This is a genomic window from Brucella sp. IR068 (genome assembly GCF_049065885.1).
In the GTDB taxonomy this organism is placed as follows: Bacteria; Pseudomonadota; Alphaproteobacteria; order Rhizobiales; family Rhizobiaceae; genus Brucella; species Brucella intermedia.
In genome coordinates this window covers 142,585-167,165 of record NZ_JBAKHE010000009.1, presented here as the reverse complement: position 1 = coordinate 167,165, position 24,581 = coordinate 142,585, and the positions used below count along the sequence as shown (strand labels likewise).

Sequence of the window (24,581 nt, the reverse complement as noted above, 5' to 3'; positions counted from 1 at the left end):
GCTTATTCTTTGGCCTATAGACCATCTGAATGGTCAAAAATTCGGGAGAGATTTTGCGAAATGCGCGAAACGTCTTTCAGGCAAACCCGATCATGCAGCGCGGTGAGCCGACCTGTCGTTATCGCGAGACTTCTCCCAAGATGATTGCTGCTGGCGATAGTTTTTCTCTTCACTTGCCAGAATGGCGTCCGCATCCAGCGTGGAGATGGCAGTTGCCCTGTCTGTGGGTACGAGACCATTCAGCTGCAGCGAAAGATATCGACCGCTACAGACCCGCAGGAATGAGGCGAAATTATCGAGGTCGTGGCCTTCATTCCGGGATTCATCATAAAGTTTGCCAATGAGGCGACTGACAGTGAGATCATCGCGCGCCGCAATATCTTCCAAGGCCCACCAAAAGAAATTTTCAAGGCGAACGCTTGTTACAACGCCGTCTATGCGCAGCGATCGCGTCACGCTCAGCCAGAGTTCAGGATTGGCGCCGATGAACAGCCTGCACATGGTTTCCTCCGGATCATTCTCCCAGACTTACTGTCGCGCAGTTTTACCCCGCCTGCAACCGTGTCGGGTACGGGCGGGGCAGCGCGATCAGCTGTGGGTGATCCTGGTGCCGAGGACTGTGAGGAACTGTGCCAGCCAGGCCGGATGGGCAGGCCACGCAGGCGAGGTGACGAGATTGCCATCCGTAACGGCCTGATCGACCGGAATATCGGCATAGGTGCCGCCGGCGAGTTCGACTTCCGGCCGGCAAGCCGGATAGGCCGAACAGGTGCGGCCTTCCAGAACGCGCGCTGCGGCGAGCAGTTGTGCGCCGTGGCAGACCGCTGCAACGGGCTTGTTCGCCTCGAAGAAATGTCTCACCACGGCGATAACCTTGTCGTCGAGACGCAGATATTCCGGCGCCCGGCCACCGGGAATGACAAGCGCGTCATAGCTATCCGGTTTCACTTCGGAGAAGGTTGCATTGAGGGTGAAGTTATGGCCCGGCTTTTCCGTATAGGTCTGGTGGCCCTCAAAATCATGAATGGCTGTCGCGATATGGTCCCCGGCTTTCTTGCCAGGGCAGACCGCATGAACCGTATGGCCAACAGTCAGCAACGTCTGGAACGGGACCATAGTTTCATAGTCCTCACCGAAGTCGCCGCAAAGCATCAGCATTTTCTTACCCGACATAGTTTCCTCCCTTGATCCTGTATCTGGTGGCGACAGTCTGGCACAAATGGGCGGAAGATAGGTGTTATCGGGCTACTACACAGGCTTTTCACCCGGACATGTAAGGGGAATCTTTGCGATTCAGCGTCAATTATGTCAGGGAAGCGCCACGATTTTATAGCACAGCGGAAAACATCATGGCAGGAACAGATAAACAGCGCCCCATACTCGCGGAAGGACCAGCAATCGTTCTGGTAGAACCGCAATTGCCGGAGAATATCGGCATGGTGGCGCGCGCCATGGCCAATTTCGGACTGGCAGAACTGCGTCTGGTCAATCCCCGCGAGGAATTCCCGAGCGAGAAGGCGAGGGCCGCAGCGAGCAAGGCCGATCATGTGATCGACAATGCTGTGGTTTATGACGACCTGCCTTCCGCTATCGCTGATCTCAATTTCGTCTATGCAACGACGGCTCGCGAACGCGACGGTTTCAAGCAGGTTCGCAGCGCCGTGGAAGCCGGTGGTGAGTTGCGCCGTCGTTTTAGAACTGGCGAAAAAACAGGTATCCTGTTCGGCCGTGAGCGCTTCGGCCTCAGCAACGAGGAAGTGGGACTTGCGGACGAACTGGTGACATTCCCGGTCAATCCAGCCTTTGCATCGCTGAATATCGCGCAAGCTGTCCTGCTCATGTCCTATGAGTGGATGAAATCGGGTCTTGAGAACGAAACGGAGACGGTATTCCGTGGGCCGGAACTTGAGCTGGCGCCGAAGCAGGAATTGCAGGGACTCTTCAACCATCTCGAAGAAGCCCTTGATGTGCGTGGCTATTTCCGTCCGGAAGCCCGCAAGGAAATCATGGTCAATAATCTGCGGGCAGTGCTGACCCGCGCCGGTTTCGCATCAGCAGAGCTGAAACTTCTGCGCGGCGTCATCACGTCGCTCGATGTGTTCTCGCCGAAAAAGCCGCGTGGTTCGGGTGCTCCGGATGGGCGTGCGCGCAAGCCCGCGACCGAGGCTCCGGCAACAAAGGTCAAGGACGAATGAAAAACGCACCCGCTGTGAGCTTCTCTGCCGCGCCTTCCGCCGACGCCGAAAGACCGATTCTGGTTTTCGACAGCGGCATTGGAGGGCTGACGGTCTTGCGGGAAGCGCGGGTGCTGATGCCGGATCGCCGTTTCGTCTATGTCGCGGACGATGCCGGATTTCCCTATGGCGGATGGGAAGAGGATGCGTTGAGGGCGAGAATAGTCCAACTGTTTGGCAAGCTCATTGCCGACTATGATCCTGAAATTGCGGTCATCGCCTGCAATACCGCCTCCACGCTGGTGTTGGACGACTTACGGAACGCCTATCCTGCGGTGCCATTCGTGGGAACCGTACCGGCGATCAAGCCAGCCGCCGAAAGAACCTCGTCAGGCCTTGTTTCCGTGCTGGCCACCCCCGGCACCGTCAGGCGGGCCTATACGCGCGATCTCATTCAATCCTTTGCTTCCCAGTGCCATGTTCGTCTCGTCGGTGCTGACCAGCTTGCGGCAGTAGCGGAAGCGCATATTCGTGGTGAGACGATCGACGAAGCGCTGGTCGTGGAACAGATTGCCCCCTGTTTCATTGAACAGGATGGCAACCGGACCGACATTGTTGTTCTGGCTTGTACGCATTATCCGTTTCTTGCCAATGTGTTTCGGCGCCTGGCGCCATGGCCGGTTGATTGGCTCGATCCGGCCGAAGCGATTGCCCGGCGTACCGTTTCTTTGCTGAAACCGCGTCGAGTCGACGAGGAACTGCATCATCACAACGATCTGGCGGTGGTGACCTCGGAGAATCCGGATTACGCCATTCGCAGGCTCATGCAGGGCTTCGGTCTGCATTTCGCCTGATCTCTCCCAAGGTCTTGAATTTTGCGGCCAGGTGACGATCATGGCCATGATCGTCTCACAGGGGAAATGCCATGACCGGAACCATACCACGGATTACTCTTCCATCGGGACAGGCGGTTCCGGCGCTCGGGCAGGGCACCTGGTATATGGGCGAGGACAGCGCACAACGCCGCCATGAAATCGAAGCGCTGAGGAGTGGTATCGATCTGGGAATGACGCTGATCGATACGGCGGAAATGTATGCAGACGGCGAGGCGGAGGACGTGGTCGGGGAAGCGGTCTCAGGTCGGCGGGACGATGTATTCCTCGTCAGCAAGGTGCTGCCGTTCAACGCGTCACGGAAGGGTACCATCAAGGCCTGTGAAAGAAGCCTGAAGCGGCTCCGTACCGGGCGTATCGATCTCTACCTTCTGCACTGGCGTGGGCGCTATCCACTGGAAGAGACTGTCGCGGCTTTCGAACACCTGAAACATGCAGGCAAGATCGCGAGCTGGGGCGTGAGCAATTTCGACATGGACGACATGAAAGAACTCGCCAGTATCGCGAGCGGCATGGAGGTCGCCACGAACCAGATACTCTATAATTTGACGCGGCGCGGACCCGAATTCGACCTGATGCCGTGGTGTGTAGAGCGAAAAATTCCGCTGATGGCTTATTCGCCAATTGAACAGGGACGATTGCTGGATGATCCAGTCTTGGCCGAAATTGCAGGCGAGACAGGCGGAACCCCGGCTTCGGTCGCGCTTGCCTGGACGATGCGCAGCGGCAATGTCATTGCAATTCCAAAGTCGTCCAACCCGCATCATGTCCGGGATAACAGAAAAGCCGCTGAGTTGCGGCTTTCCGACGATCATTTGAAACGTCTGGACCAGACTATCTCGCCGCCGTCCCGAAAGACGGCGCTGGAAATGCTGTAACGAGAAACGTGCTTAATCCGCTTCCTTCTGGCGGGCATCCTTCTTGGCCTGCGCTACGCTTGCAGCCTTCCGTAACCGCCCACGTTCCGCCGGACGGACGAGGCTGTCGTATTTTTCGTTCGGAATGTTACGCATGCCTTGCAGTGCGTGGCGCGTGTTGAAGTCCTTGCCCTTCTTTTCGTTTGCTTCCTTGGCCGCGAGCGCTTTACGGGCATTGGCAATCAATTGGGCACTGGCCGCCATGCGGCGCCGACGTTCAACTTCCGTGTTGATACGACGCACTGCCATGGCCAAAACGGAAACTTTGAGATGCGAGCCTTCGTCGGCCTTGGAAGGAGTGGCTCCGCGAGCCGCTGCCTTTCCGCGCATTTCGCGCCTGCGCTGATGGGCCTGATCGCGGGCCTTCTTGCGGCGTTCGCGGACTAGTTTCGCCAGATGGCCAAGTTCTTCATCGGGAACGTTTTGCAAAAAAGGATGGTGCGATTTTTCGACCAGTTCTTTTTCGTCGGCATTGAGGGCACGCGCTTCCTGCTTTCTGGTGACGGCCATGGGACATCCTTTCTGCTAACGATGGGATTTTCTCGGTGGAATATAGGCGCGGCCGCCAGAATGGAAAGATAGGCTCCTCATTTCTGCTCCTCGGCGTGGACGGCTTCGCTTTGCTCTTCAAACCGTTGTAAAAGCAGCTTCAACTCATTGAGGGGCAGATGTTCCGCACCGATTGTCTCGATCTTGGTCGTAGAGACGATAGTCAGGATTTCATCAAGTTTGGCCTGGGTCGCACTCGCTTCGCGATTCTGCGCATTCTGGATAAGAAAGACCATCAGAAATGTGATTATGGTGGTCGACGTATTCACCACAAGTTGCCACGTGTCCGAGAAGTTAAACAGGGGGCCGGTGACGCCCCATATGATAATGAACAAACTCGCCAAGACGAACGCCAGGTAATGACCTGCAAGTTCGGCAGCTTTTTCGCTGAGCTTTGTGAAGAACTGTGACATCTAAACCTCCAAAATGGCTGACATGAAACGCTCAATGGAGGGGCGCGGTTCCGCAATCGCATGAGGCAGGGAACCTTCACGCGCCGCTCAACGTTTCCCCTGCATAGAAAACGCGGAGGTTAGCCGATGGAAATTGTTGAAACCCGCATCAGCTCGGTGGGGGGCTTCAAGCTCTATATGGTGGAATTCGTCACCGAGGGCGAAGAGAAGATCACTGTCAAGGTGGAGAATGAGACAGACGCAGAATTGGCACGCGATGAAGTACTGCGGCGCGCTGCCATGAAGCTGGGTGAGGCTCTTGGGGTTGCATGTACGGAATGCGGTATCGAGCCGGGCAGTTTTGTGACGCGTCCAAGCGCCCGCCGTGCCGGCGATCGGGCTGAGCTCGAACGCCAGCTAGATGAAGGTTTGGAGGACACGTTTCCCGCTAGCGATCCGGTCTCCGTAACTGGTTCAACGATTGCAGGTTTTACCGGGCCGAAAGATTGAAAGATGGCTGCAAGCAAGAAGCCGGGCTGTTCGCCCGGCTTCTGAAGTAGTTCAGAAAATGAGTCCTGCAATCAATATATCTAACTGATAATACTCAAAGATTGCGGCGCTTACCTTCCATCAGGTCGAGCACTGCACGGGCGCAGTCGAGCACATTGGAGCCCGGTCCAAACACCGCTGCCACTCCATGATCGAACAGATACTGATAATCCTGACGCGGAACGACACCGCCGCAGACCACGATGATATTCTCCGCCCCTTTTTTGCGCAGTGCGTCCACAAGCTGGGGCAGAAGTGTCTTGTGACCGGCTGCGAGCGATGAAACTCCCAGAACGTGCACCTTCGCCTTGATTGCCATGGCAGCGGCTTCGTCGGGCGTTTGGAACAGCGGACCAGCCAGCACCTCGAAGCCTATATCACCGAATGCCGAGGCAATAATTTTGGCGCCACGATCATGGCCATCCTGGCCGAGCTTGGCTACCATCACCTTTGGCTTTTCACCGATCTGTTTTGAAAAATCGCCCAGCCGGTCAACCAGCGTTTGATATTCCGGTTCGTTCTCATAGGCTGAGCCGTAAACTCTGTTGACGACCTTCGGAACGGCGGCGTGATCGCCGAATGCGCGGCGCATGGCGTCGGAAATTTCTCCGACGCTGGCGCGCGCACGAGAGGCTTCGACTGCGGCAGCGAGGAGGTTGCCTTCGCCGGTCTCGGCGACCCTTTGCAGTTCTGCAAGTGCGGCTTCGACCTTTGCCTTGTTGCGCGTTTCCTTGATACGGTTGAGACGCGCAATCTGCGACTGGCGAACGGCCGAATTGTCGATCTCCAGAATGTCGATTTCGTCTTCCTGCTCCAGCCGAAATTTGTTGACGCCGACAATGACTTCCTCGCCCTTATCGACTGCCGCTTGCCGTTTGGTGGCCGCTTCCTCGATGAGACGTTTAGGCAGTCCGCTTTCGACGGCCTTGGTCATGCCACCGAGTTTCTCGACCTCCTCAATCAAGGCCCAAGCCTTTTCGGCAAGCTCATTGGTGAGGTTTTCGATGTAATAAGACCCCGCCAACGGATCGACCACTTTGGTCACGCCGGTTTCATTCTGGAGGATGAGCTGCGTGTTGCGAGCAATGCGGGCGGAGAATTCCGTTGGCAAAGCAATGGCTTCATCGAAGGAATTGGTGTGCAGAGACTGCGTTCCGCCCAATGCGGCCGACATGGCTTCGAAGGCCGTGCGGACGATGTTGTTGTAGGGGTCCTGTTCCTGAAGCGAAACGCCGGAAGTCTGGCAATGTGTGCGCAGCATCAGCGAGCCGGGCTTCTTCGGATCGAATTCCTTCATGATGCGTGACCAGAGCAGGCGCGCGGCGCGCAGCTTGGCAATTTCCATGAAGAAATTCATGCCAATGGCGAAAAAGAAGGATAAACGCCCCGCAAATTCATCGACATTCAAGCCCTTATTGAGCGCAGCGCGTACATATTCGCGCCCATCGGCAAGCGTGAAGGCCAGTTCCTGAACCAGCGTCGCGCCTGCCTCTTGCATGTGGTACCCGGAAATGGAAATCGAGTTGAATTTCGGCATTTCGGTTGCCGTATAGGCGATAATATCCGCAATAATCCGCATGGATGGTTCCGGCGGATAGATATAGGTATTGCGAACCATGAACTCCTTGAGAATGTCGTTCTGGATCGTACCGGAGAGTTGCGCACGCGGCACGCCCTGTTCCTCACCCGCGACGATGAAATTGGCGAGGATCGGGATCACCGCGCCATTCATCGTCATCGAAACAGAGATTTTTTCAAGCGGAATGCCGTCGAAAAGGATCTTCATGTCCTCGACGGAATCGATCGCCACGCCAGCCTTGCCGACATCGCCTTCCACGCGTGGGTGATCACTGTCGTAGCCGCGATGGGTGGCGAGATCGAAGGCGACCGAAACGCCCTGCTGACCGGCGGCGAGAGCCTTGCGATAGAATGCATTGGATTCTTCCGCCGTCGAGAATCCCGCATATTGCCGGATTGTCCAGGGACGACCCGCATACATGGTGGCACGCGGGCCGCGAACAAAAGGCTCGAAACCAGGCAAGGTGCCCAGATGACCGATCCCTTTCAGGTCGTCTTCGGTATAGAGCGGTTTGACGTCAATCCCTTCGGGCGTGTGCCAGATCAAGCTGTCTGCTGGCCGCTTCAATTCCTTTTCAGCCAAGGTTTCCCAGTCTGCGCGGGTGGTGGGGCGCTCGCTCATATCGAACCTCACTCGAATTCCATGATCAGCTCATCGACAGCGAGGCTTGCACCTGCTTCCGCTGTGATGCGCTTTACGGTAGCACGGCGTTCGGCACGCAGCACGTTTTCCATCTTCATGGCCTCTACCGTGGCGAGCGGCTGCCCGGCTTCGACCGTATCGCCTTGCCCGACGAGGATGGACGTGATGACGCCCGGCATCGGACAGAGCAGCATCTTTGAGGTGTCCGGGGGGAGTTTCACGGGCATGAGCTTTGCAAGTTCGGCTATGCGCGGCTTGCGAACGTGGGCAACAACGTCCATGCCGCGCCAGCGAAGCCGCCAGCCAGTTCCGGAGCGTGAAACCTTGATGGCAATCGGCTTGCTGCCAACGGTGAATGAGCCCAGATGACTGCCGGGATGCCAGTCACTGGCAACAGGCAGGCTGCCGCCATCCACGAAATTGATTGTTGTCCCGCCTTCGCCTTCTGCGATACGCACCGGCAAGGCAAAGCCGCCGAGCGTCGCTACCCAGTCGGTGGCCACCGATTGCTGGTCGCTGGAAAGCCGCCCGGAGATTTGCGCGTTGCGTTGTTCTATCGCCAGATTGATCTGTGCGGCTACCGCAGCAAGTATGCGTGCGTCGTCTTCCGAAACGGGCACACCAGTAAAGCCGTCCGGGTATTCCTCGGCAATGAATGCGGTGGTGAGCGCGCCTTCGCGGAAGCGTGGATGATCCATCACAGCCGACAGGAAGGGCAGATTATGGCCGATGCCTTCAACCTCGAATGCGTCTAGCGCATCTCCCATCGCGTCGACAGCGCTGGCGCGGTCCGGCCCCCACGTGCAGAGCTTTGCGATCATCGGGTCATAATACATCGAGATTTCCCCGCCCTCGAATACGCCGGTATCGTTACGAACGATTGTGCCATCCGAGTTGCGGCCTTCGACCGGCGGTCGATAACGGGTCAGCCTGCCGATTGAAGGCAGGAAGTTGCGATAGGGATCTTCGGCATAGAGGCGGCTTTCCATCGCCCAGCCGTTCAGCTTCACGTCGCTCTGGCTGAAGCGGAGCTTTTCACCGGATGCTACGCGGATCATTTCTTCCACGAGATCAATGCCGGTGATGAGTTCCGTCACCGGGTGCTCGACCTGCAAACGCGTATTCATTTCAAGGAAATAGAAGTTCCGGTTACCATCGATAATGAATTCCACCGTGCCTGCCGAAAAATATCCAACGGCTTTTGCCAAAGCCACAGCCTGCTCACCCATGGCTTTGCGGGTGGCTTCATCCAGGAACGGCGAGGGGGCTTCTTCGATGACCTTCTGGTTGCGGCGCTGAATCGAACATTCACGTTCGCCCAGATAGACGACGTTGCCGTGCTGGTCGCCCAGAACCTGAATTTCGATATGGCGTGGCTGGGTGACGAATTTTTCAATGAACATGCGGTCGTCGCCGAAGGAGGATTTCGCCTCATTGCGTGAAAGCTGGAAGCCTTCGCGAGCCTCATCGTCGTTCCATGCGATGCGCATGCCCTTGCCGCCACCGCCAGCAGAAGCCTTGATCATCACCGGATAGCCGATGCTGCCAGCGATTTTGACGGCTTCGTCTGCGTCCTCGATCAAGCCCATATGCCCGGGCACGGTGGAAACACCGGCTTCGGCCGCAAGCTTCTTGGAGGTGATCTTGTCGCCCATGGCATCAATTGCTTTTACCGGCGGGCCGATAAAAGTGACGTTGGCGGCTTTCAGGGCTTCGGCAAAACGCGGGTTTTCCGAAAGGAAGCCGTAGCCCGGATGCACGGCATCGGCCCCGGTTTCCTTGATGGCGGCCAGAATTTTATCAATGACGATATAGGACTGATTGGACGGCGCTGGTCCGATATGGACTGCTTCATCGGCCATTTTGACATGGAGCGCATTGCGGTCGGCGTCGGAATAAACGGCAACCGTCGCGATGCCCATCTTCTTTGCCGTCTTGATGACCCGGCAAGCGATTTCGCCGCGATTGGCAATGAGAATTTTCTTGATCATGGGCATCTACTCAAAGAGGAATGGTGTCGTGCTTTTTCCACGGCGTGCTTTGGCTCTTGTTGCGCAGGCTTGCAAAAGCCCGTGCAATGCGGCGACGCGATGAATGCGGCATGATGACTTCGTCGATGAAGCCGCGTTCGGCAGCTTTGAACGGATTGGCGAAACGCTCTTCATATTCCTTCGTGCGCGCGGCGATTTTCTCAATGTCGCCCAGTTCTGAACGATAGAGGATTTCCGTCGCGCCTTTGGCGCCCATTACAGCGATTTCTGCCGTGGGCCAGGCATAATTGATGTCGGCGCCGATATGTTTCGAGGCCATCACATCATAAGCCCCACCATAGGCCTTGCGGGTAATAAGCGTAACCATGGGAACGGTCGCCTGGGCGTAGGCAAAAAGCAGCTTTGCGCCGTGCTTGATGACCCCGCCATATTCCTGGGCTGTGCCCGGCAAGAAGCCTGGTACATCGACAAGGGTCAGGATCGGGATATTGAAGGCATCGCAAAAGCGAACGAAGCGAGCAGCCTTTCGCGATGAATCAATGTCGAGGCAGCCGGCAAGAACCATGGGCTGGTTCGCAACCACACCGATGGTCTGCCCATCCATGCGGATGAAGCCGGTGATGATGTTCTTCGCAAAAGCTTCCTGAATTTCAAAGAAGTCGCTTTCGTCGGCCAGCGCGTGGATAAGCTCTTTCATGTCGTAAGGCTTGGTCGCGCTATCCGGGATCAGCGTGTCGAGCCGCATTTCGAGCCGCGCAGGGTCATCGAAGACCGGACGCACGGGCGGCTTTTCTCGATTGTTGAGCGGCAGGAAATCGAAAAGAATGCGAACCTGTTCCAGCGCTTCGATATCGTTTTCATAAGCGCCGTCCGCCACCGATGATTTTCGGGTATGGGTGGAGGCGCCGCCTAGTTCTTCCGCGGTGACAATTTCATTTGTGACGGTCTTGACCACGTCGGGGCCAGTCACGAACATATAGGAGCTATCCCGCACCATGAAGATGAAGTCGGTCATGGCGGGCGAGTAGACCGCGCCGCCCGCGCATGGCCCCATGATGACCGAAATTTGCGGAACTACGCCGGAAGCATCCACGTTGCGCTTGAACACGTCGGCATAGCCTGCGAGCGATGCGACACCTTCTTGAATGCGCGCGCCACCGGAATCGTTGAGCCCAATGACCGGCGCACCATTCTTCATGGCCATATCCATGATCTTGCAAATCTTCTGCGCGTGCGTTTCAGACAAGGAACCGCCCAGAACTGTGAAATCCTGGCTGAACACATAGACCTGACGGCCATTGATCGTGCCCCAGCCGGTCACCACGCCGTCGCCAGCGACTTTCTGCTTTTCCATGCCGAAATCGACGCAGCGATGGGTGACATACATGTCGAACTCCTCGAACGATCCATCGTCGAGAAGCACTTCGATCCTTTCGCGAGCAGTGAGCTTGCCTTTGGCGTGTTGCGCGTCGATGCGGCGCTGACCGCCGCCGAGGCGGGCTTCCGCCCGTCGGGATTCAAGCTGTTCGAGAAGTTCCTGCATAAAGTCCCCACTTTTGGGCGGCCTTCGGAAGGCGTGTTATGAAACTGAAAAGATAGTCTTTTTCTCCTTCCTGCTTAAAATCCGAAGGCGCTCTGGAAAAGCTTGAAAAGGTGCGATTGTGTAAGTTATAAATTTGCAAATAGCGAAATGCGAATTTGCAAAATGGCGCCAAGAAAACTTTATATCGGCAGAAAGATACGTGAAATCCGGGAGCAGCATCGAGCAACCCAGTCGGGCTTCGCCGAACGGCTTGGGATTTCAACGAGTTATCTCAATCAGATCGAGAATAATCAGCGGCCTGTTTCGGCGGCGGTCTTGCTGGCACTGGCTGAAAACTACCAGATCGACATCGGTGCCATTTCCCTGGGGGACGACGATCGTTTGCTATCCGCTGTTTCCGAAGCGCTGGCCGATCCGGTCTTCGACAATTACAAGCCGAACCTGCAGGAGCTGAAGCTTATCACGCAAAATGCGCCGGGGCTGGCGCATGCGCTGATCGCCTGCCACCAAGCCTATCGCCGCAACAGTGAACAGCTTGCAAGTCTGGATAACCAGTTGGGTCGCGCTCCGTCGGCTGCCGAACCTGCGCCTTATGAGGAGGTGCGCGACTTTTTTCATTTTATCGACAATTACGTACATGAGATCGATATTGCCGCAGAAAAGCTGGCGAGCGAGTTGAGCATTCCGGGACGCGACATCGGCGTGGCCCTGCCGCAGTATATGGGGGAGCGTCACCGTGTGCATATTGCCCGGGCTGCGCCGGAAGAAGCGGTTCTGCGCCGGTTCGACGCGCAGGCGCGGGTGCTTTATCTCAATCCCTATTCGCCCGCTTCAACCCGTAATTTCCAGATCGCGTTTCAGATTGCCGAACTGGAGATGGAAGAGCTTGTGAGTGCGATTGCCAGGCGGGCGGATTTTCGCTCTGCCGAGGCAATCGAGATTTGCAAGATCGGCTTGCGCAACTATTTTGCCGGGGCCCTCATGCTGCCCTATCAAACCTTTCTTTCAGCAGCAAAAGAACTGCGCCACGATCTGGAACTTCTGGCGTCACGCTTCGGGGCCAGCCTTGAGCAGGTCGCGCATCGTCTGAGTACCTTGCAGCGCTCCGGTCAGCGGGGTGTGCCGGTGTTTTTTGCCCGCATAGACAGGGCAGGAAACATCACAAAGCGGCATAGCGCAGCCAAGCTACAATTTGCCCGTTACGGTGCTGCGTGTCCCTTGTGGAACGTGCATCAGGCATTCGAGATGCCGGGCCGGATCATTCGCCAACTGGCTGAAACGCCGGATGGCGCGCGTTACCTTTGCATTGCGACAGAACTGACAAAGAGCGAAGGGGGCTTCAACGCTCCCCAGCGCCGCTATGCCATCGCCCTGGGCTGCGAGGTGGCCTATGCGCAGGATTTTGTCTATGCCGATGGGCTCGACATAGCAGTGCGTTCTGCCTTCGATCCGATCGGTGTTTCATGCCGCATCTGTGAGCGTGCTGAATGTGTGCAGCGGGCGGTTCCCCCGCTGAAAAGCCGATTGGCGGTCGATCACGACCGCCGCGGGATTTTACCGTATCGGCTGCTCTGAAGGTCAGAAGCCAGCATGTTCCTTGAGGAATTCAGCTTCCTCATGGGTCGTATCGCGCCCCAGCACCTTGTTGCGATGCGGGAAGCGGCCAAAGCGCTCAATGATGTCGTGATGCTGACGGGCGAAGCCGAGCGAGAACTCGTCGCCAAGCTTTTCATAGAGATCGACGCAGCGCTTCTGGTCGTTCAGATGTTCGCTATGCATGAAGGGCAAATAGAAGAACTGGCGCTGGTCAGGCGATAGCTGCCGATCGAAATCATGGTCGAGCGCCTGCGCCGCCACATCGCGGGCCAGCCCGTCGCTTTCGAATGAGCGTGGAGAGCCGCGAAACATATTGCGCGGAAACTGATCAAAAAGAATGGTGAGCGCCAGAGCGCTTTCCGGTTGCTGTTTCCACTGCTCCAGTTTGTCGGCACGCGCATCTTCGTAAGCAGCCAGAAATTTCTCGCGAATTTCAGCGTCGATCTCGTCACTTTTGCTGAACCAGTTTTCCCGCATCCGGGGCGAAAACCAGAAGTCCAGAACATCCTTGGGTTCGATAGCCATGACAGGCCTCCTCTCTGGTTTTATTGGGCTGGCTGGCTTGTGCCTTCCTGCGGCGGACAGGGTGGCTCTCCCTTGAAATTTCGCGACATGCAGGCGAATCGATCGAAGCTCTTACCCGTGTCCATCGCGGCCTTGCCGGCTCCCCCACATCCGGCAAGAACCACCAGAGAAATCAGAATAGCTAAGTTTTTCATGGAGGTCCTTTCAAGAGACTTTCACGCGGCCATGTCGCTAGCCTTTATAATAGGGATCGCAACATTCGGCGACAACCGATATAGGCCGATCACCCTCTGCCGCGATAGTTCGGGACGCCCTGTTCCGGTATCCAGACATTCTGGGGCGCCGCTCCGGTCTGGAAGAAGACGTCGATTGGAATGCCGCCGCGCGGATACCAGTAACCGCCGATCCTGAGCCATTCAGGTTCCAGCAGGTCGACGAGCCGCTTGCCGATGGTCACGGTGCAATCTTCGTGGAATGCGCCGTGATTACGAAATGAGAACAGGAAGAGTTTCAGGGATTTGCTCTCCACGAGCCAATGCCCGGGGACGTAGTCGATCACGAGATGCGCGAAATCAGGCTGACCCGTCATCGGGCAAAGCGAGGTGAATTCGGGCGCGGTGAAACGGACGCAATAAGGTGTTCCCGCTTGCGGATTTGCAACCCGTTCAAGGACGGCATCTTCCGGATTCTGCGGCACAGAAGCTTGGGAGCCGAGCTGCTTGAGGTCGGAATATATGGTCTTTTCAGACATTTACGTGCCTTTGTTTCAAGCCACGTCGCAGTCCTACAGCGCATGATTGCGCTTGTCCTTGTTTTGACCGGGTAGGCTGCGACCGGTGGCGAATTGCCAGTAGGGTGGAGCTAGCAGACCGTGTCCATCCCGTAAAGAGCGCGTGTAAAAGCCCGCGCCTTGGATAAAAGCGCGGGCACAGTATTGTGAATTTTGCGGTTAACGTCGGTCGGAAATGGCGCAACCAATCGCGACGCCGATGAGGATGCCGATAATACCGGCGGTTCCGAAGAGCGTTGTAGCCGTACCGGGATTCTCGCGCACTGTTTCGGCTACCACCTGGCCACGTTCACGCACCGCTTGCGCCGCGTTACGGAAACGACCGGATGCATCGTCCAGCGCATCTTCCGCACGTTCCCTCAGGTCACCGGATTGGGACGCCAGCGATTTGGAAAGACGTTTCAGTTCACTGCGCATGTCAGCGATCTGCTTTTCGAGCGCCTGCTGGATGTCGTTGGTGATCTTTTCATCAGCCATTTGGAGTCTCCGTTACGTTTTATAACGGTACAACGAGGAAGGGTGCGTTCGGTTCCATGCTGCGACAATGCGGTTAACAAACATGGTAAACCGCTCGTAAACCATTTTAATTTAAGCTTTTCGAATACAAGAACGATCTGGAGCGGGGCCAGAATGTATATCGAAAAAGATGCGCTTGTTGGTCGTTGCGAGCCGGTATCTGCGCGTGTTGTCCGGGCCGCACATCTGGCCAGACAATGTATCGACCAGCACCAGCCAGATCAGGTGCGCGCGCAGGCAGAAGCGGCGTTGACGCTTTTACTTGATGATCCTTCTCCGAAAGTTCGTATGGCGATGGCAGATGTGCTCTCCACCAGTGTGCATTCTCCGCTGCATATTGTAACGGCGCTTGCCGCTGACCAGCCGGGGGTTGCGGGCTATATCCTCGCGCGCTCAACGCTTCTCAGCGACGCCGATCTGATCGATCGTGTGGCCTATGGGGCGCCAACAATGCAGGTTTTGATCGCCGCGCGACCTCATGTTTCATCCGCAGTTTCAGCAGCAATTGCAGAAGTCGGAAGTAACGACGCGGTTGCCGAAATTCTCTTTAACAGTTGCGCCCGGATCGCTTCCGTTTCGTTCCGGCGCATGAGCGAACGCTGTGGACATGATGCTGTGGTGCGCGAGGCTCTGCTATCTCATCCGCATCTTCCGGCGGAATGCCGTCATCTGCTGGCTGTGAAAGTGGGGGAGGTCCTGCAGGCCCTCCCGCTGGTGAAGATGCTATTGGGCGAACGTCGCGCCGATAAAATCGTCGGAGATGCTACAGTTCGCGCATCGATGCATCTGGCGGAAACCTGTTCGCAGGAAGAACTCCCGGCGCTGGTCGAGCATCTGCGTCTGCGCGGGGAGATTACAACCAGCTTTGTCATTCGCGCCGTTGCAGGCGGACGTATAGATTTTTTTGCCAGCCTGCTGGCTGCGCTTTCCGACCTCGATGACGCGCGGATTTGTGCGATTATTTCCGGAGGTCGTCCTGCGGCTCTTGCTGCGCTGTTGCGCTCTGCCGGATTGAGCGATGCTACGCATGCACCCTTGATTGTTGCCATTGAGGCATGGCGAGCCGTGGCCGCCGGGCGGAAGCGGTGGGGAGCGGCAGAAATATCAGCCCTTATGTGCGAGGCCACACGTGCCAGCCGATACGCTGCGGCCAATGACGATCTGGCTGCACTTCTGCGCTCTATTCATCTGGAATTCATGCGTGAATCCGCGCTGGACAGGCTACAGGCTATTCCCGCCTGATCAGGTGTTTTGCCGAAAAGGGCGGATGAGGCTGAGGCCATAGCCGACGGCGATGCCGAACACTGCTCCGGCAGCCTTGAAAACGAAATCTATGAACTCCCCATGCCGTCCGGGAGCAAGACGCTGCATCAGTTCAAAAAGCGCCGCACAGCCGACCGTCAGCAAAAGAACGCCCATCCAACGGCGTGGGTAGGCTAGCGCAAACAAAGCGCCGACCAGAAAGAAAGCCCCAAACCTTTCGAGATCGGCTGGTTCGCCGGTAACGGGGCGGAAATTGATCGGGCTGATCGTAACCGCCAGAATGGCGAGAAGTATCACCCAGGCGCCGATGCGCACAATTCGCTTCATGAAGAGCGTCTCTATTCATCCGAGTAATCTCCAGGTGGCTCGTCCTGTTTCGGGTCGCCACACCGTTGGTACATTCGGTCCGTTATTGAAGTTTTCAGTGCGTTACCGAATGGCAACTCATAATGTGAAATGACATCGACGCCCATACACCATTTGACGTCATGAGGCGACAGCCCATAATTGGTTTCGAGAAAACCTAGCGCGTAGTTCATGCCTTCGTCGCATTGGTCAGTTTTGCAGAAATTGCCATCCCTTGCGAGCTGGCGAATCGAGCCTTCTCCAATCTTGACCACGATTGCTTCCACGGCAAAGGGGCTCGCTCCTATCACGGCGATGACGACAAGTCCGATCAAAGTAAATTTTATAGAGCGCCGCATGAATCGCCGTTCGTAGCTGGTTTCCGCAAGTTCATAACGCATGAGCGGCAATATGATGGCAAGCCGGAAAGCGGTGAAACCAACGCAATTGCGGGATTTTTTAGAACAATGCTGTTATCAACCGCACTTGTCGCCGAGATTGACAAATCGCGTTGACCATCCCGCCTTCGTCCAAATTCTAGCTAACCGAATTGTAGTTTACATCGCTTGCATATTGACTTTTACGTAAATGCGGGAGCACAACTTAAGCTCTGAATCCAATTTGGTTTGGAGCATGGTCCGCTTGATATAAGGCAGAAATGTTTTGGTGCGCGAATATTATACGATCACGGAGCTGACGCGCGAGTTCGGTATTTCAACCCGTACTTTGCGCTTTTATGAAGATGAGGGCTTGATCGCTCCTGTGAGACGTGGCCGTACGCGATTGTTCCGCCCGGCCGATCGCCATCTGGTGAAGCAGATTCTGCGCGGCAAGCGGCTTGGGTTTTCCATCGCGGAAATTCACGAGATCATCCAGATGTATCGCGAGCCGCCTGGGGAAACGGGGCAGCTGAAACTGCTCATGAAGCGCGTCGAGGAAAAACGCGCTGATCTTCGGCAGAAGCGGCGTGACATTGAAGAGACACTGGGCGAACTCGATCAGATCGAAGAGTCCTGCATCGAGCGCCTCGCCGAACTGGGCGTCAATACCTGAGTTGACCTACTGAGCGTCGGGCACTGGAGAGCACATTTGTGCGATGGCTTGAACCGTGCTGTTGTTGTCCTGATCGATTTTGCCGCTGAAGACATCGTCGAACAGTTTCGCCTTGTCGAGTTCCGTCACCACACAGCCGCAGAACTGCTGACATAGCCGTTCGCTGCCGTTTTGCAGGCATGCAGCGACGCAGGACTGCGTGAAGGCTTCTCGCGGCGTCGGCTGTGCCGGGGGCAGGAGCTGCGAGAACAAGTAAACCATTGCGATCAGCACAGGCTGATGAATGAGATAGAAGGCCAGGCTGTGCCTGCCTATGAAGGTCAGCGGCTTTTCAAGAAAGTGTGGTTTGATCCCGTCAGCCAAAAGCTGCAGCCAGCCGAAGCGCTGGAAAACCCGTGCGGCAGCTATTCCGACAAGGACTGCGCCGAACCATGGAAACAGCGGTACGTAATCGTTGGAGCGCAGCGTTACGGTCGAAAGCCCCACCCAACTCAACGCTGGATGATTGAAAATATCAGCCCGCGCAAAAAGCGGAGCGCTGATGACGAATACCGCAACGATCAAGGTTGCAATGGCGGGCAGGCGCAGAAACAGAAGGCCGAGGACACTTGCCAGAGCGATCTGGTGCAAGATGCCAAAGAAAATGAAACTGTCCGGAGATATATACCATGTGAGGGCTGAAATCGCCGCCGCCGCTACAACGATCTGAGCCAGCCGTTTCGCCATAGGCTTCCAGCGGATTATGTTGCCATGCGCCAGGACAAGGCTAAAGCCCACCAGAAACAGGAAGCTCGACGCGATGCAGCGCGCGAAAAGTTTCCATCCGCCGTGAGCAGTCGTTGCTGGCGCCATATAGCCGAAGAACTCGAGATCCCAGCCAAAGTGGTAGATCGCCATCGCGATCAGCGCAATTCCGCGTGCAATGTCGATGCGCCCAAGGCGAACCCGGGACGAGGGTGCGGTATCCTGGTGGGTGATGTTAGACATGGTTCCTTCCGGCTGGATAGCGATGTCCGGCGTTTTTCGATTCCCGGCAAATCTCTAACACAGCCATTTGCAACTCTATAGTATGCGGAAGCACACGGATTCGTGCTGGCGCTGGCGCAGGTAGATGGCAGATATTGGAGAGCTTGGTTGTTTTATAGTCTGTCGAAAATTTTTTGGCTGTTTTTTCAACCCGTTACGATAATATCTGTTCTCGTGTTGATTGCTTTTCTCGCCATCTGGCGAGGTATGCGCGGTTTCAGCATGGCGCTGCTGGCGCTGTCACTGGCCACGCTGTTTCTTGCCGCCTTTACGACGTTGGGTGCCGTTCTGCTGGCTCCTTTGGAAGACCGTTTCGCAAAGCTTGATGCGATGCCGCAACGTGTGGACGGGATCGTCGTGCTGGGCGGCTATATGAATGGCGAAATCAATGCGGGTCGCAAAGGCTTTGAATTGAATAGCGCGGCTGATCGCATTTTTGAAGCAATGCGGCTGGCACGACTACACCCCGACGCCAAGGTCATTATATCTGGCGGCGAGGGCGCATTCTTTGAAAAATCCGCCAAAGAAGCGGATAGTACCCGGCAGATGCTTGCCGATCTTGGCTTTTCCGGCGAGCGCTATATTTTTGAAAACAAATCTCGAAATACCGTCGAGAACGCGGTTTTCTCCAAGGAATTGGCTCAACCGAAGCCGGGTGAAACGTGGCTTCTGGTCACTTCGGCATATCATATGCCGCGGTCCATCGGATGTTTTCGCAAGGCAGGGTTCGACGTTGTGGCCTGGCCGGTGGACTTCAAGACGCGCGCCAGCGAGCACTTTGCCCTTTATCTCGAATCCCCGAATGAAGCGCTTTCGCGGTTCAGCGTGGCCATGCGGGAGTGGGTAGGACTGGCCGCTTATGGGCTGGCTGGCAAGACAGATATGCTTTTGCCTCAACCCTGATGCCGCATTTTCGCCGTCACTTTAAAGCTTTCATTAACGTTATCGTCCGGTAACCGTTTGATAATAAATGTATAGTCGGATTGTGTGCCCGGCGCGTGGAATTCGACGCCGCATTTCAGCCGTTTTTCATCGTTGCGTTCCGGTGATCACGAAGCTATATGATCGGTAACAGCGTTGTGAAGGGCGCTGTGTAGAAGAGTTGCACAACAAGGTTGCCAAAATTTCCATGGACGAAACCGTTCAAAAATCCTGCTGGGGCGTTACGCTCTGGGCAGTCATTGGTCTCGCTGCTGTCATTCTCATGGCCTATCTGTTCTCCGTCTAGAAGTCAGGCGGCATTGCGTATTCCGGAAATTTGATGCCGCATTTCGGCATTCCGTTTGCGTTGATCCTTTCCTACAACTATCTGATAGGAATGCGCGGATTCCGCGTTAGCGACTTTTTGCCCATTTTTGTCTAATATGGATGATCGGGCAAATCGCGAGCGGCGCTGCGACCAGGAATCAATCAGCCTTATGACGGCTGCAGAAGGTGTGGAATGTTTCTGTCGGTTTTCGATCTTTACAAGATTGGCATTGGGCCTTCCAGTTCTCATACGATGGGCCCGATGACGGCTGCTCGCATGTTTCTCAACGAGGTGATCGGCGGGAACTGGCCAAGGCCGGCACATTCTAAAATTCACCGTCTGAAAGCGAGCCTGCATGGCTCTCTTGCTTATACAGGTGTAGGGCATGCAACGGACCGCGCCGTTATCCTGGGGCTATGTGGCCATCTGCCGGATACGATTGACCCCGACATCATGGATGTTGAAGTCGAAAAGGTCTTTGCTGAGAAGAAGGTGAACCCGCAAGGGCATCCAGTCTACCACTTCGATCCGAAAGTCGATCTTGTGCTGGATCGGAAGACACCTTTGCCGGGACATGCCAATGGCATGGCCTTTTCCGCATTTGACGCCGACGACAATCTCTTGCTGCGTCGCGCATATTTTTCCATCGGCGGCGGCTTTGTCGTGACGGAAGAAGAACTGAGCCGCGTTCAGCGCAGTGGAGCGAAGCAGGACGATAAGGCCGACGTGCCGTTCCCATTCCGAAATGCTGCCGAAATGCTTGAGATGGCCCATGATAGTGGGCTGTCGATTGCTGAAATGAAGCGAGCCAATGAAGAAAAGCATATGGCCCGCGGCGATCTGGATGACGGGCTTGATCGCATCTGGGGTGCCATGCGCGGCTGCATCGAGCGGGGATTGAGCCGCGACGGTGTGATGCCCGGTGGCTTGAATGTTCGCCGTCGTGCGCGTCAGCTTCACGACAAGCTACAGGACGACTGGCGCAATAACCGCAGCAACCCGCTGCTGGCCAATGACTGGCTTTCCGTTTATGCGATGGCCGTCAACGAGGAAAATGCGTCGGGCGGCAGGGTAGTCACTGCTCCCACCAACGGTGCCGCTGGTGTCGTGCCGGCAGTTCTGCGCTATTACCTGCATTTTCATGATGATGCCGATCAGAAGGGCATAAGGGATTTTCTCCTGACTTCTGCCGCGATAGGCGGGGTCATCAAGCACAACGCGTCGATTTCAGGCGCGGAAGTCGGTTGTCAGGGCGAGGTGGGTTCCGCATCGGCCATGGCCGCAGCCGGTCTCGCAGCCGTGTTCGGTGGGTCGCCCGAACAGATTGAAAACGCCGCCGAAATAGCGCTTGAACACCACTTGGGCATGACCTGCGATCCGGTTGCCGGGCTTGTTCAGGTGCCGTGCATCGAGCGTAACGCGCTCGGCGCGGTAAAGGCCGTCACTGCCGCTTCGCTCGCCGTAAAGGGCGACGGCAAGCATTTTGTTCCGCTGGATGCCTGTATTGAGACGATGCGTCAGACCGGCCACGATATGAGCGAGCGTTACAAGGAGACCAGTCAAGGCGGTCTCGCGGTGAACGTGGTCGCCTGTTGATCAGCAATTCTTGGCAGAATGCGGTGCCCCGGCTTGAAGCTCGCATTCGTCTTGGCTAAATCACCTGTATGGCTCTCAATCTCGTTAAACTTTGCGTCGGCTGCGACAGTATCGAAGATCTTGCGGCTTGGATCGATTTTCGCCTGGCGGAACAGCGCGCTGCCGGCCTCGTGCCGGAACAGTTCCATACAACGAGGATGGTACCCAAGCGGATCGACGAACTGCTGGAGGGCGGCTCGCTCTACTGGGTTATCAAGGGCAATGTCCAATGCCGTCAGCGTTTGCTGGATGTGCGCCCGTTCACGGATGAGCAGGGTATCAATCGTTGTCATCTGGTTTTGGAGCCCAAGGTCATTCCGACCGAGTGGCAGCCGCGCCGTGCGTTCCAGGGTTGGCGCTATCTGAATGACAATGAAGTCCCGCGTGACGAGTCCGCCGGTAAGGCAGCCAGGGCTGCCTTACCGGCAGAATTGCGGCAGGAACTGGCGGCGCTCGGATTGCTGTAGAGATGACCTATCCATGAAAAAGGCCCTGCTTTTAAACGGCAGGGCCTTTTCGTTCTATCTGTGAAGTTTCAGTTTTCTATCGTCAGACGGACTGAAACCCTATCGAAATTCACTGGCAAGGTCATGCGCATGGACGCACGCGGTTGAACCAGGCGCTTGTTGCGCGCCGCATGGCAGACGAGCAGTCCGACCAGATCGCGGGTCTGAAAGCCGGTACCGCGCCTTACATCCGCGATTCGCAATGCGGCCTGCTTGAGGCCTTGCACCGAGAACAGCGCGCCGAGCGCTGATGCCTTACCTTCATCCGGTGTCCAGTCGACAGTTTTGAACGGAGACTGACCGAAAGTTTCTCTCATATTTGACATCTCGAAACCCTCTACGCACTACAAATTCGGGTTTGAAGCTGGCAACGAGGAGGCGAGCCTCCTCGTTATCGATTAGTTCGCGACCGCATAGCAGCCGAAATTTTTCTTCTTGAGCGAGGCGCATGCGTCCCATGCAGCCTGCTTGGAAGAGAAGCCGACAAAGCGGGCGCGGTAGAAAGTTGCGCTGCCCTTGCTGAACGTCTCGGTATAGGGAGACGCTGCGCGCAGGGTGCCGCCTGCCGTGGCAGACGCCTTGGCCAGCATGTCACGTGCCTGGCCTTCGCTTGGCAGGGAGCCGATCTGGATGGCCCAGCCGCCAGCGGCGGGCGCAGATGCGGTTGTAACCGGATCGACGTCCTGAGCCTGCGCTGATGGAACAGCTGCCTTTGGCGTTGGACGGATCGCAGCCTGTGCGGCGAGCGCCGCAGGGCGTGCCGTTGGAGCTGCGAGCGCCAGAACCTGCGGCTGTTCGCTGTCGCCTTCGCCGCTTTCATTGTTGATGAAATCTTCCACAGCCGCGGCCTCGCGTGTCACCGGAACAGGCGCGTTCTTCGCTTTTGGAAGATCGACCGAGGCGACTACCTGCGGAGCATCGTTGCGCATAGCTACGAGCGGAGCAGCGTTACGGCTACGTGTCGCCATAGGAAGATATTTGCGAATGAGCTGCGCCATATGGGCGTCACGGCTTGCGCCGGTATTGCCGCCCATCACGACTGCCACGAGCCGACGGCCGTCGAGACTGACCGATGAGGCCAGATTATAGCCGGAGGCATTGGTATAGCCGGTCTTGATGCCGTCCACGCCTTCAACGCGACCGAGCAAACGGTTGTGACCATTGATGGTCTGGCCGCGGAAAACGAAGCTGCGGCGCGAGAAATAGGAGAATTCATTCGGGAAATGCTGGCGAAGCGCAATGCTGAGGATTGCCATGTCACGTGCAGTTGTATGCTGCGCCATGTTCGGCAAGCCCGACGCGTTACGGAAAGTCGTGTTGCGCATGCCGAGACGGCGCGCCTTTGCGGTCATCATCTGGGCAAAGCGTTCTTCCGAGCCCCCAAGATATTCTCCAACCGCTGTCGCTACGTCGTTGGCAGATTTCGTGATCATGGCCAGTGCGGCATCTTCAGCGCGGATACTTTGTCCGGGGCGGAAACCGATTTTGGTGGGCGGACGCGCAGCCGCATAAGCGGAAACGGGGATACGCGTGTCCTTGCTCATGCGACCTGCCTGCATAGCCTCGAACAGCATGTAGAGGGTCATCATCTTGGTGAGAGAGGCAGGATAGCGCTGTGCATCCGCATTCGAGGCGAACAGCGTCTTGCCGGTGTTCGCATCAATTACGATGGCTGCGTATCGGTCACCCGCCGCTATCGCCGGTATTGTTGTCGAAGCTGTCGAACACCCCGTTACAACTGCAAGAAGAAGGGTGGCTTGTGCCGCTCTTTTCAAGGCATATGCGACTTTACTAAATGCGGTACGCACGATGATGACCTACCTGTATCCCGGATTTTTTAAACTGCGGCACAAAAGGCACACAGCGTCTAATTCGGTGATCCTAATGCCATCAGCGTTACCAATCCGTTTATGGTAACCGCATTGTTCATAAATTTCGGAAAAATTAGGGAGAGGGCAACGGGACCGGTAGCGGGTATCGATAGGGCCCCTTTCGGCGTTCACGCAGATGTGTCATTGAACGGGAATCCCCCTTTCGTGGCGGAGGGAGCGATAACAACAAAAAAACCCGCTTTCGCGAGTCTAATTTTTACTGCTGCCTTATCGTATAGGAGGGGAGGGGCAGCGACTTGAAATAAGTGTGTGTTAAAAAGTTGCTTTCTAATATTATATAAAATGCACCTATTATCGTTCTGATTATATGTGCAAAATAGTATTTTTTTCCATAGGTCGAAATGGCAATTTGTATTCCGCTTTCTATAGGGTGGAGTTTTTTGGGGGACAGTTAGCCCGGTCTGTATTTGAGAACTCAGGCATTTAGACCGCTATTTTATAAAGAACGCCCTTCAATTCGAGATACCATATAACTGTGTCAAGCCGCGTTATTGCAATAAGTCCCGGTTGCAAGTGCCAGTGAAGGGCTTAAAATCACCACATGACGACCTACATAATAGGGCAAGTTGGGCCAGGCAGATGGGCATCCGGGTAATAGGTTTCATGAGGCATCTCGATATAGTCATGCAAAGCAAGACCGACGGCGGGAAGGGTCCGGAAAACGGCACCGTTGTGGTCACGCGCACGCAGCCGAAGACCAAGAAACCCAGCCTCTATCGTGTCCTGCTCCTCAACGACGACTACACACCCATGGAGTTCGTCGTTCATGTCCTGCAGCGGTTTTTCCAGAAGAACCGGGATGATGCCACGCGCATCATGCTGCATGTTCACAATCACGGGGTCGGCGAGTGCGGCGTATTTACATACGAAGTCGCCGAAACCAAAGTCAGCCAGGTCATGGATTTCGCCCGCCAAAACCAGCATCCGCTGCAATGCGTGATGGAGAAAAAGTGAGG

Annotated in this window: 26 protein-coding genes; 11 read left to right on the top strand and 15 right to left on the bottom strand. The window is 56.1% G+C overall.

Annotated elements, in window-relative coordinates; genetic code table 11:
• Positions 1-90: 90 nt before the first annotated feature.
• Positions 91-501 (bottom strand): ribbon-helix-helix domain-containing protein, encoded by a 411-nt coding sequence (locus tag ACOWVS_RS16285; protein WP_021585272.1) that lies wholly within the window; start codon positions 499-501, stop codon positions 91-93.
• An 87-nt stretch (positions 502-588) separates the two neighbouring features.
• On the bottom strand, positions 589-1,173 hold the full coding sequence (locus ACOWVS_RS16280) for a DJ-1/PfpI family protein (protein ID WP_075041958.1): 585 nt from the start codon (positions 1,171-1,173) through the stop codon (positions 589-591).
• A 176-nt stretch (positions 1,174-1,349) separates the two neighbouring features.
• On the opposite strand from ACOWVS_RS16280, the gene ACOWVS_RS16275 reads away from it, so the two are divergent.
• The 3 genes from ACOWVS_RS16275 to ACOWVS_RS16265 all read left to right on the top strand — a co-directional run bounded on the left by ACOWVS_RS16275 (position 1,350) and on the right by ACOWVS_RS16265 (position 3,945).
• Positions 1,350-2,195 carry an RNA methyltransferase gene (locus tag ACOWVS_RS16275; protein WP_021585270.1) on the top strand — a complete coding sequence of 282 codons (846 nt, stop codon included), beginning with the start codon at positions 1,350-1,352 and terminating at the stop codon, positions 2,193-2,195.
• Entirely contained in the window at positions 2,192-3,028 is an 837-nt protein-coding gene (murI, locus tag ACOWVS_RS16270) for a glutamate racemase (protein ID WP_021585269.1), read from the top strand. Before ACOWVS_RS16275 ends, murI begins: the two co-directional genes overlap by 4 nt.
• Positions 3,029-3,099: 71 nt before the next feature.
• Positions 3,100-3,945, top strand: coding sequence for an aldo/keto reductase (locus ACOWVS_RS16265; protein WP_075041957.1), 846 nt, complete (start codon positions 3,100-3,102; stop codon positions 3,943-3,945).
• Positions 3,946-3,957: 12 nt separating this feature from the next.
• Here the strand turns inward: ACOWVS_RS16265 and ACOWVS_RS16260 are convergent, their stop codons facing one another.
• Both ACOWVS_RS16260 and ACOWVS_RS16255 read right to left on the bottom strand, forming a co-directional pair.
• Positions 3,958-4,494 (bottom strand): hypothetical protein, encoded by a 537-nt coding sequence (locus ACOWVS_RS16260; protein ID WP_021585267.1) that lies wholly within the window; start codon positions 4,492-4,494, stop codon positions 3,958-3,960.
• 77 nt (positions 4,495-4,571) lie between these two features.
• Positions 4,572-4,946, bottom strand: a complete 375-nt coding sequence (locus ACOWVS_RS16255) for a low affinity iron permease family protein (protein ID WP_021585266.1) — start codon at positions 4,944-4,946, stop codon at positions 4,572-4,574.
• 126 nt (positions 4,947-5,072) lie between these two features.
• On the opposite strand from ACOWVS_RS16255, the gene ACOWVS_RS16250 reads away from it, so the two are divergent.
• Positions 5,073-5,435 (top strand): hypothetical protein, encoded by a 363-nt coding sequence (locus tag ACOWVS_RS16250; protein WP_021585265.1) that lies wholly within the window; start codon positions 5,073-5,075, stop codon positions 5,433-5,435.
• A 94-nt stretch (positions 5,436-5,529) separates the two neighbouring features.
• Here the strand turns inward: ACOWVS_RS16250 and scpA are convergent, their stop codons facing one another.
• The 3 genes from scpA to ACOWVS_RS16235 are packed head-to-tail and all read right to left on the bottom strand — an operon-like array spanning position 5,530 to position 11,229.
• Positions 5,530-7,674: a methylmalonyl-CoA mutase gene (gene scpA, locus ACOWVS_RS16245; protein ID WP_021585264.1), complete on the bottom strand. Its 2,145-nt coding sequence runs from the start codon at positions 7,672-7,674 to the stop codon at positions 5,530-5,532.
• An 8-nt stretch (positions 7,675-7,682) separates the two neighbouring features.
• Positions 7,683-9,686 (bottom strand): acetyl-CoA carboxylase biotin carboxylase subunit, encoded by a 2,004-nt coding sequence (locus ACOWVS_RS16240; RefSeq protein ID WP_075041956.1) that lies wholly within the window; start codon positions 9,684-9,686, stop codon positions 7,683-7,685.
• 10 nt (positions 9,687-9,696) lie between these two features.
• Positions 9,697-11,229 carry an acyl-CoA carboxylase subunit beta gene (locus ACOWVS_RS16235; RefSeq protein WP_021585262.1) on the bottom strand — a complete coding sequence of 511 codons (1,533 nt, stop codon included), beginning with the start codon at positions 11,227-11,229 and terminating at the stop codon, positions 9,697-9,699.
• 162 nt (positions 11,230-11,391) lie between these two features.
• Here ACOWVS_RS16235 and ACOWVS_RS16230 point away from each other — a divergent pair, with 162 nt between their 5' ends.
• On the top strand, positions 11,392-12,804 hold the full coding sequence (locus tag ACOWVS_RS16230; protein WP_021585261.1) for a helix-turn-helix domain-containing protein: 1,413 nt from the start codon (positions 11,392-11,394) through the stop codon (positions 12,802-12,804).
• Between the two features lie 3 nt (positions 12,805-12,807).
• Here ACOWVS_RS16230 and ACOWVS_RS16225 read toward each other — a convergent pair whose 3' ends face one another.
• The 3 genes from ACOWVS_RS16225 to ACOWVS_RS16215 form a co-directional block, all read right to left on the bottom strand.
• Complete coding sequence (locus ACOWVS_RS16225) at positions 12,808-13,350, bottom strand: DUF924 family protein (protein ID WP_021585260.1); 543 nt, start codon at positions 13,348-13,350, stop codon at positions 12,808-12,810.
• A 283-nt stretch (positions 13,351-13,633) separates the two neighbouring features.
• Positions 13,634-14,101 (bottom strand): preQ(1) synthase, encoded by a 468-nt coding sequence (gene queF / locus ACOWVS_RS16220; protein ID WP_021585259.1) that lies wholly within the window; start codon positions 14,099-14,101, stop codon positions 13,634-13,636.
• Positions 14,102-14,299: 198 nt separating this feature from the next.
• Positions 14,300-14,617: a DUF883 family protein gene (locus ACOWVS_RS16215; protein WP_006466974.1), complete on the bottom strand. Its 318-nt coding sequence runs from the start codon at positions 14,615-14,617 to the stop codon at positions 14,300-14,302.
• A gap of 153 nt (positions 14,618-14,770) precedes the next feature.
• Between ACOWVS_RS16215 and ACOWVS_RS16210 the strand changes: the two genes are divergently transcribed.
• Positions 14,771-15,898: a DUF2336 domain-containing protein gene (locus tag ACOWVS_RS16210; RefSeq protein WP_021585258.1), complete on the top strand. Its 1,128-nt coding sequence runs from the start codon at positions 14,771-14,773 to the stop codon at positions 15,896-15,898.
• Here ACOWVS_RS16210 and ACOWVS_RS16205 read toward each other — a convergent pair whose 3' ends face one another.
• Positions 15,899-16,246: a VanZ family protein gene (locus ACOWVS_RS16205; RefSeq protein WP_006466973.1), complete on the bottom strand. Its 348-nt coding sequence runs from the start codon at positions 16,244-16,246 to the stop codon at positions 15,899-15,901.
• A gap of 11 nt (positions 16,247-16,257) precedes the next feature.
• The gene (locus ACOWVS_RS16200) at positions 16,258-16,623 is read right to left on the bottom strand and encodes a hypothetical protein (RefSeq protein WP_021585257.1); all 366 of its coding nucleotides are present in this window, start codon (positions 16,621-16,623) and stop codon (positions 16,258-16,260) included.
• A gap of 307 nt (positions 16,624-16,930) precedes the next feature.
• Between ACOWVS_RS16200 and ACOWVS_RS16195 the strand changes: the two genes are divergently transcribed.
• Positions 16,931-17,317 carry a MerR family transcriptional regulator gene (locus tag ACOWVS_RS16195; RefSeq protein WP_006471625.1) on the top strand — a complete coding sequence of 129 codons (387 nt, stop codon included), beginning with the start codon at positions 16,931-16,933 and terminating at the stop codon, positions 17,315-17,317.
• 6 nt (positions 17,318-17,323) lie between these two features.
• Here ACOWVS_RS16195 and ACOWVS_RS16190 read toward each other — a convergent pair whose 3' ends face one another.
• Positions 17,324-18,304, bottom strand: coding sequence for a heparan-alpha-glucosaminide N-acetyltransferase (locus ACOWVS_RS16190; protein WP_021585256.1), 981 nt, complete (start codon positions 18,302-18,304; stop codon positions 17,324-17,326).
• A 147-nt stretch (positions 18,305-18,451) separates the two neighbouring features.
• On the opposite strand from ACOWVS_RS16190, the gene ACOWVS_RS16185 reads away from it, so the two are divergent.
• The 3 genes from ACOWVS_RS16185 (at position 18,452) to ACOWVS_RS16175 (ending at position 21,694) form a co-directional block, all read left to right on the top strand.
• Positions 18,452-19,246, top strand: a complete 795-nt coding sequence (locus ACOWVS_RS16185) for a YdcF family protein (RefSeq protein WP_021585255.1) — start codon at positions 18,452-18,454, stop codon at positions 19,244-19,246.
• A 538-nt stretch (positions 19,247-19,784) separates the two neighbouring features.
• Positions 19,785-21,188: an L-serine ammonia-lyase gene (locus ACOWVS_RS16180; RefSeq protein ID WP_021585253.1), complete on the top strand. Its 1,404-nt coding sequence runs from the start codon at positions 19,785-19,787 to the stop codon at positions 21,186-21,188.
• Positions 21,189-21,256: 68 nt separating this feature from the next.
• The gene (locus ACOWVS_RS16175; RefSeq protein WP_021585252.1) at positions 21,257-21,694 is read left to right on the top strand and encodes a DUF1489 family protein; all 438 of its coding nucleotides are present in this window, start codon (positions 21,257-21,259) and stop codon (positions 21,692-21,694) included.
• Between the two features lie 68 nt (positions 21,695-21,762).
• On the opposite strand, the gene ACOWVS_RS16170 is transcribed toward ACOWVS_RS16175, so the two are convergent.
• Together ACOWVS_RS16170 and ACOWVS_RS16165 are read right to left on the bottom strand one after the other, a co-directional pair.
• On the bottom strand, positions 21,763-22,059 hold the full coding sequence (locus ACOWVS_RS16170) for a hypothetical protein (protein WP_006466964.1): 297 nt from the start codon (positions 22,057-22,059) through the stop codon (positions 21,763-21,765).
• Between the two features lie 72 nt (positions 22,060-22,131).
• A complete protein-coding gene (locus ACOWVS_RS16165; RefSeq protein WP_025089495.1) occupies positions 22,132-23,541 on the bottom strand; it encodes a D-alanyl-D-alanine carboxypeptidase family protein in 1,410 nt (469 codons plus the stop codon).
• 708 nt (positions 23,542-24,249) lie between these two features.
• Between ACOWVS_RS16165 and clpS the strand changes: the two genes are divergently transcribed.
• The gene (clpS, locus tag ACOWVS_RS16160; protein WP_075041977.1) at positions 24,250-24,579 is read left to right on the top strand and encodes an ATP-dependent Clp protease adapter ClpS; all 330 of its coding nucleotides are present in this window, start codon (positions 24,250-24,252) and stop codon (positions 24,577-24,579) included.
• Positions 24,580-24,581: the final 2 nt, after the last annotated feature.

Coding starts and splice junctions, on each gene's coding strand:
- ACOWVS_RS16190 (WP_021585256.1), bottom strand. CDS start 18,304: ATGTCTAACATCACCCACCAGGATACCGCACCCTCGTCCCGGGTTCGC.
- ACOWVS_RS16285 (WP_021585272.1), bottom strand. CDS start 501: ATGTGCAGGCTGTTCATCGGCGCCAATCCTGAACTCTGGCTGAGCGTG.
- ACOWVS_RS16170 (WP_006466964.1), bottom strand. CDS start 22,059: ATGTCAAATATGAGAGAAACTTTCGGTCAGTCTCCGTTCAAAACTGTC.
- ACOWVS_RS16235 (WP_021585262.1), bottom strand. CDS start 11,229: ATGCAGGAACTTCTCGAACAGCTTGAATCCCGACGGGCGGAAGCCCGC.
- clpS (WP_075041977.1), top strand. CDS start 24,250: ATGCAAAGCAAGACCGACGGCGGGAAGGGTCCGGAAAACGGCACCGTT.
- queF (WP_021585259.1), bottom strand. CDS start 14,101: ATGTCTGAAAAGACCATATATTCCGACCTCAAGCAGCTCGGCTCCCAA.
- ACOWVS_RS16200 (WP_021585257.1), bottom strand. CDS start 16,623: ATGCGGCGCTCTATAAAATTTACTTTGATCGGACTTGTCGTCATCGCC.
- ACOWVS_RS16265 (WP_075041957.1), top strand. CDS start 3,100: ATGACCGGAACCATACCACGGATTACTCTTCCATCGGGACAGGCGGTT.
- ACOWVS_RS16225 (WP_021585260.1), bottom strand. CDS start 13,350: ATGGCTATCGAACCCAAGGATGTTCTGGACTTCTGGTTTTCGCCCCGG.
- ACOWVS_RS16240 (WP_075041956.1), bottom strand. CDS start 9,686: ATGATCAAGAAAATTCTCATTGCCAATCGCGGCGAAATCGCTTGCCGG.
- ACOWVS_RS16175 (WP_021585252.1), top strand. CDS start 21,257: ATGGCTCTCAATCTCGTTAAACTTTGCGTCGGCTGCGACAGTATCGAA.
- murI (WP_021585269.1), top strand. CDS start 2,192: ATGAAAAACGCACCCGCTGTGAGCTTCTCTGCCGCGCCTTCCGCCGAC.
- ACOWVS_RS16255 (WP_021585266.1), bottom strand. CDS start 4,946: ATGTCACAGTTCTTCACAAAGCTCAGCGAAAAAGCTGCCGAACTTGCA.
- ACOWVS_RS16250 (WP_021585265.1), top strand. CDS start 5,073: ATGGAAATTGTTGAAACCCGCATCAGCTCGGTGGGGGGCTTCAAGCTC.
- scpA (WP_021585264.1), bottom strand. CDS start 7,674: ATGAGCGAGCGCCCCACCACCCGCGCAGACTGGGAAACCTTGGCTGAA.
- ACOWVS_RS16180 (WP_021585253.1), top strand. CDS start 19,785: ATGTTTCTGTCGGTTTTCGATCTTTACAAGATTGGCATTGGGCCTTCC.
- ACOWVS_RS16210 (WP_021585258.1), top strand. CDS start 14,771: ATGTATATCGAAAAAGATGCGCTTGTTGGTCGTTGCGAGCCGGTATCT.
- ACOWVS_RS16215 (WP_006466974.1), bottom strand. CDS start 14,617: ATGGCTGATGAAAAGATCACCAACGACATCCAGCAGGCGCTCGAAAAG.
- ACOWVS_RS16260 (WP_021585267.1), bottom strand. CDS start 4,494: ATGGCCGTCACCAGAAAGCAGGAAGCGCGTGCCCTCAATGCCGACGAA.
- ACOWVS_RS16275 (WP_021585270.1), top strand. CDS start 1,350: ATGGCAGGAACAGATAAACAGCGCCCCATACTCGCGGAAGGACCAGCA.
- ACOWVS_RS16205 (WP_006466973.1), bottom strand. CDS start 16,246: ATGAAGCGAATTGTGCGCATCGGCGCCTGGGTGATACTTCTCGCCATT.
- ACOWVS_RS16280 (WP_075041958.1), bottom strand. CDS start 1,173: ATGTCGGGTAAGAAAATGCTGATGCTTTGCGGCGACTTCGGTGAGGAC.
- ACOWVS_RS16230 (WP_021585261.1), top strand. CDS start 11,392: ATGGCGCCAAGAAAACTTTATATCGGCAGAAAGATACGTGAAATCCGG.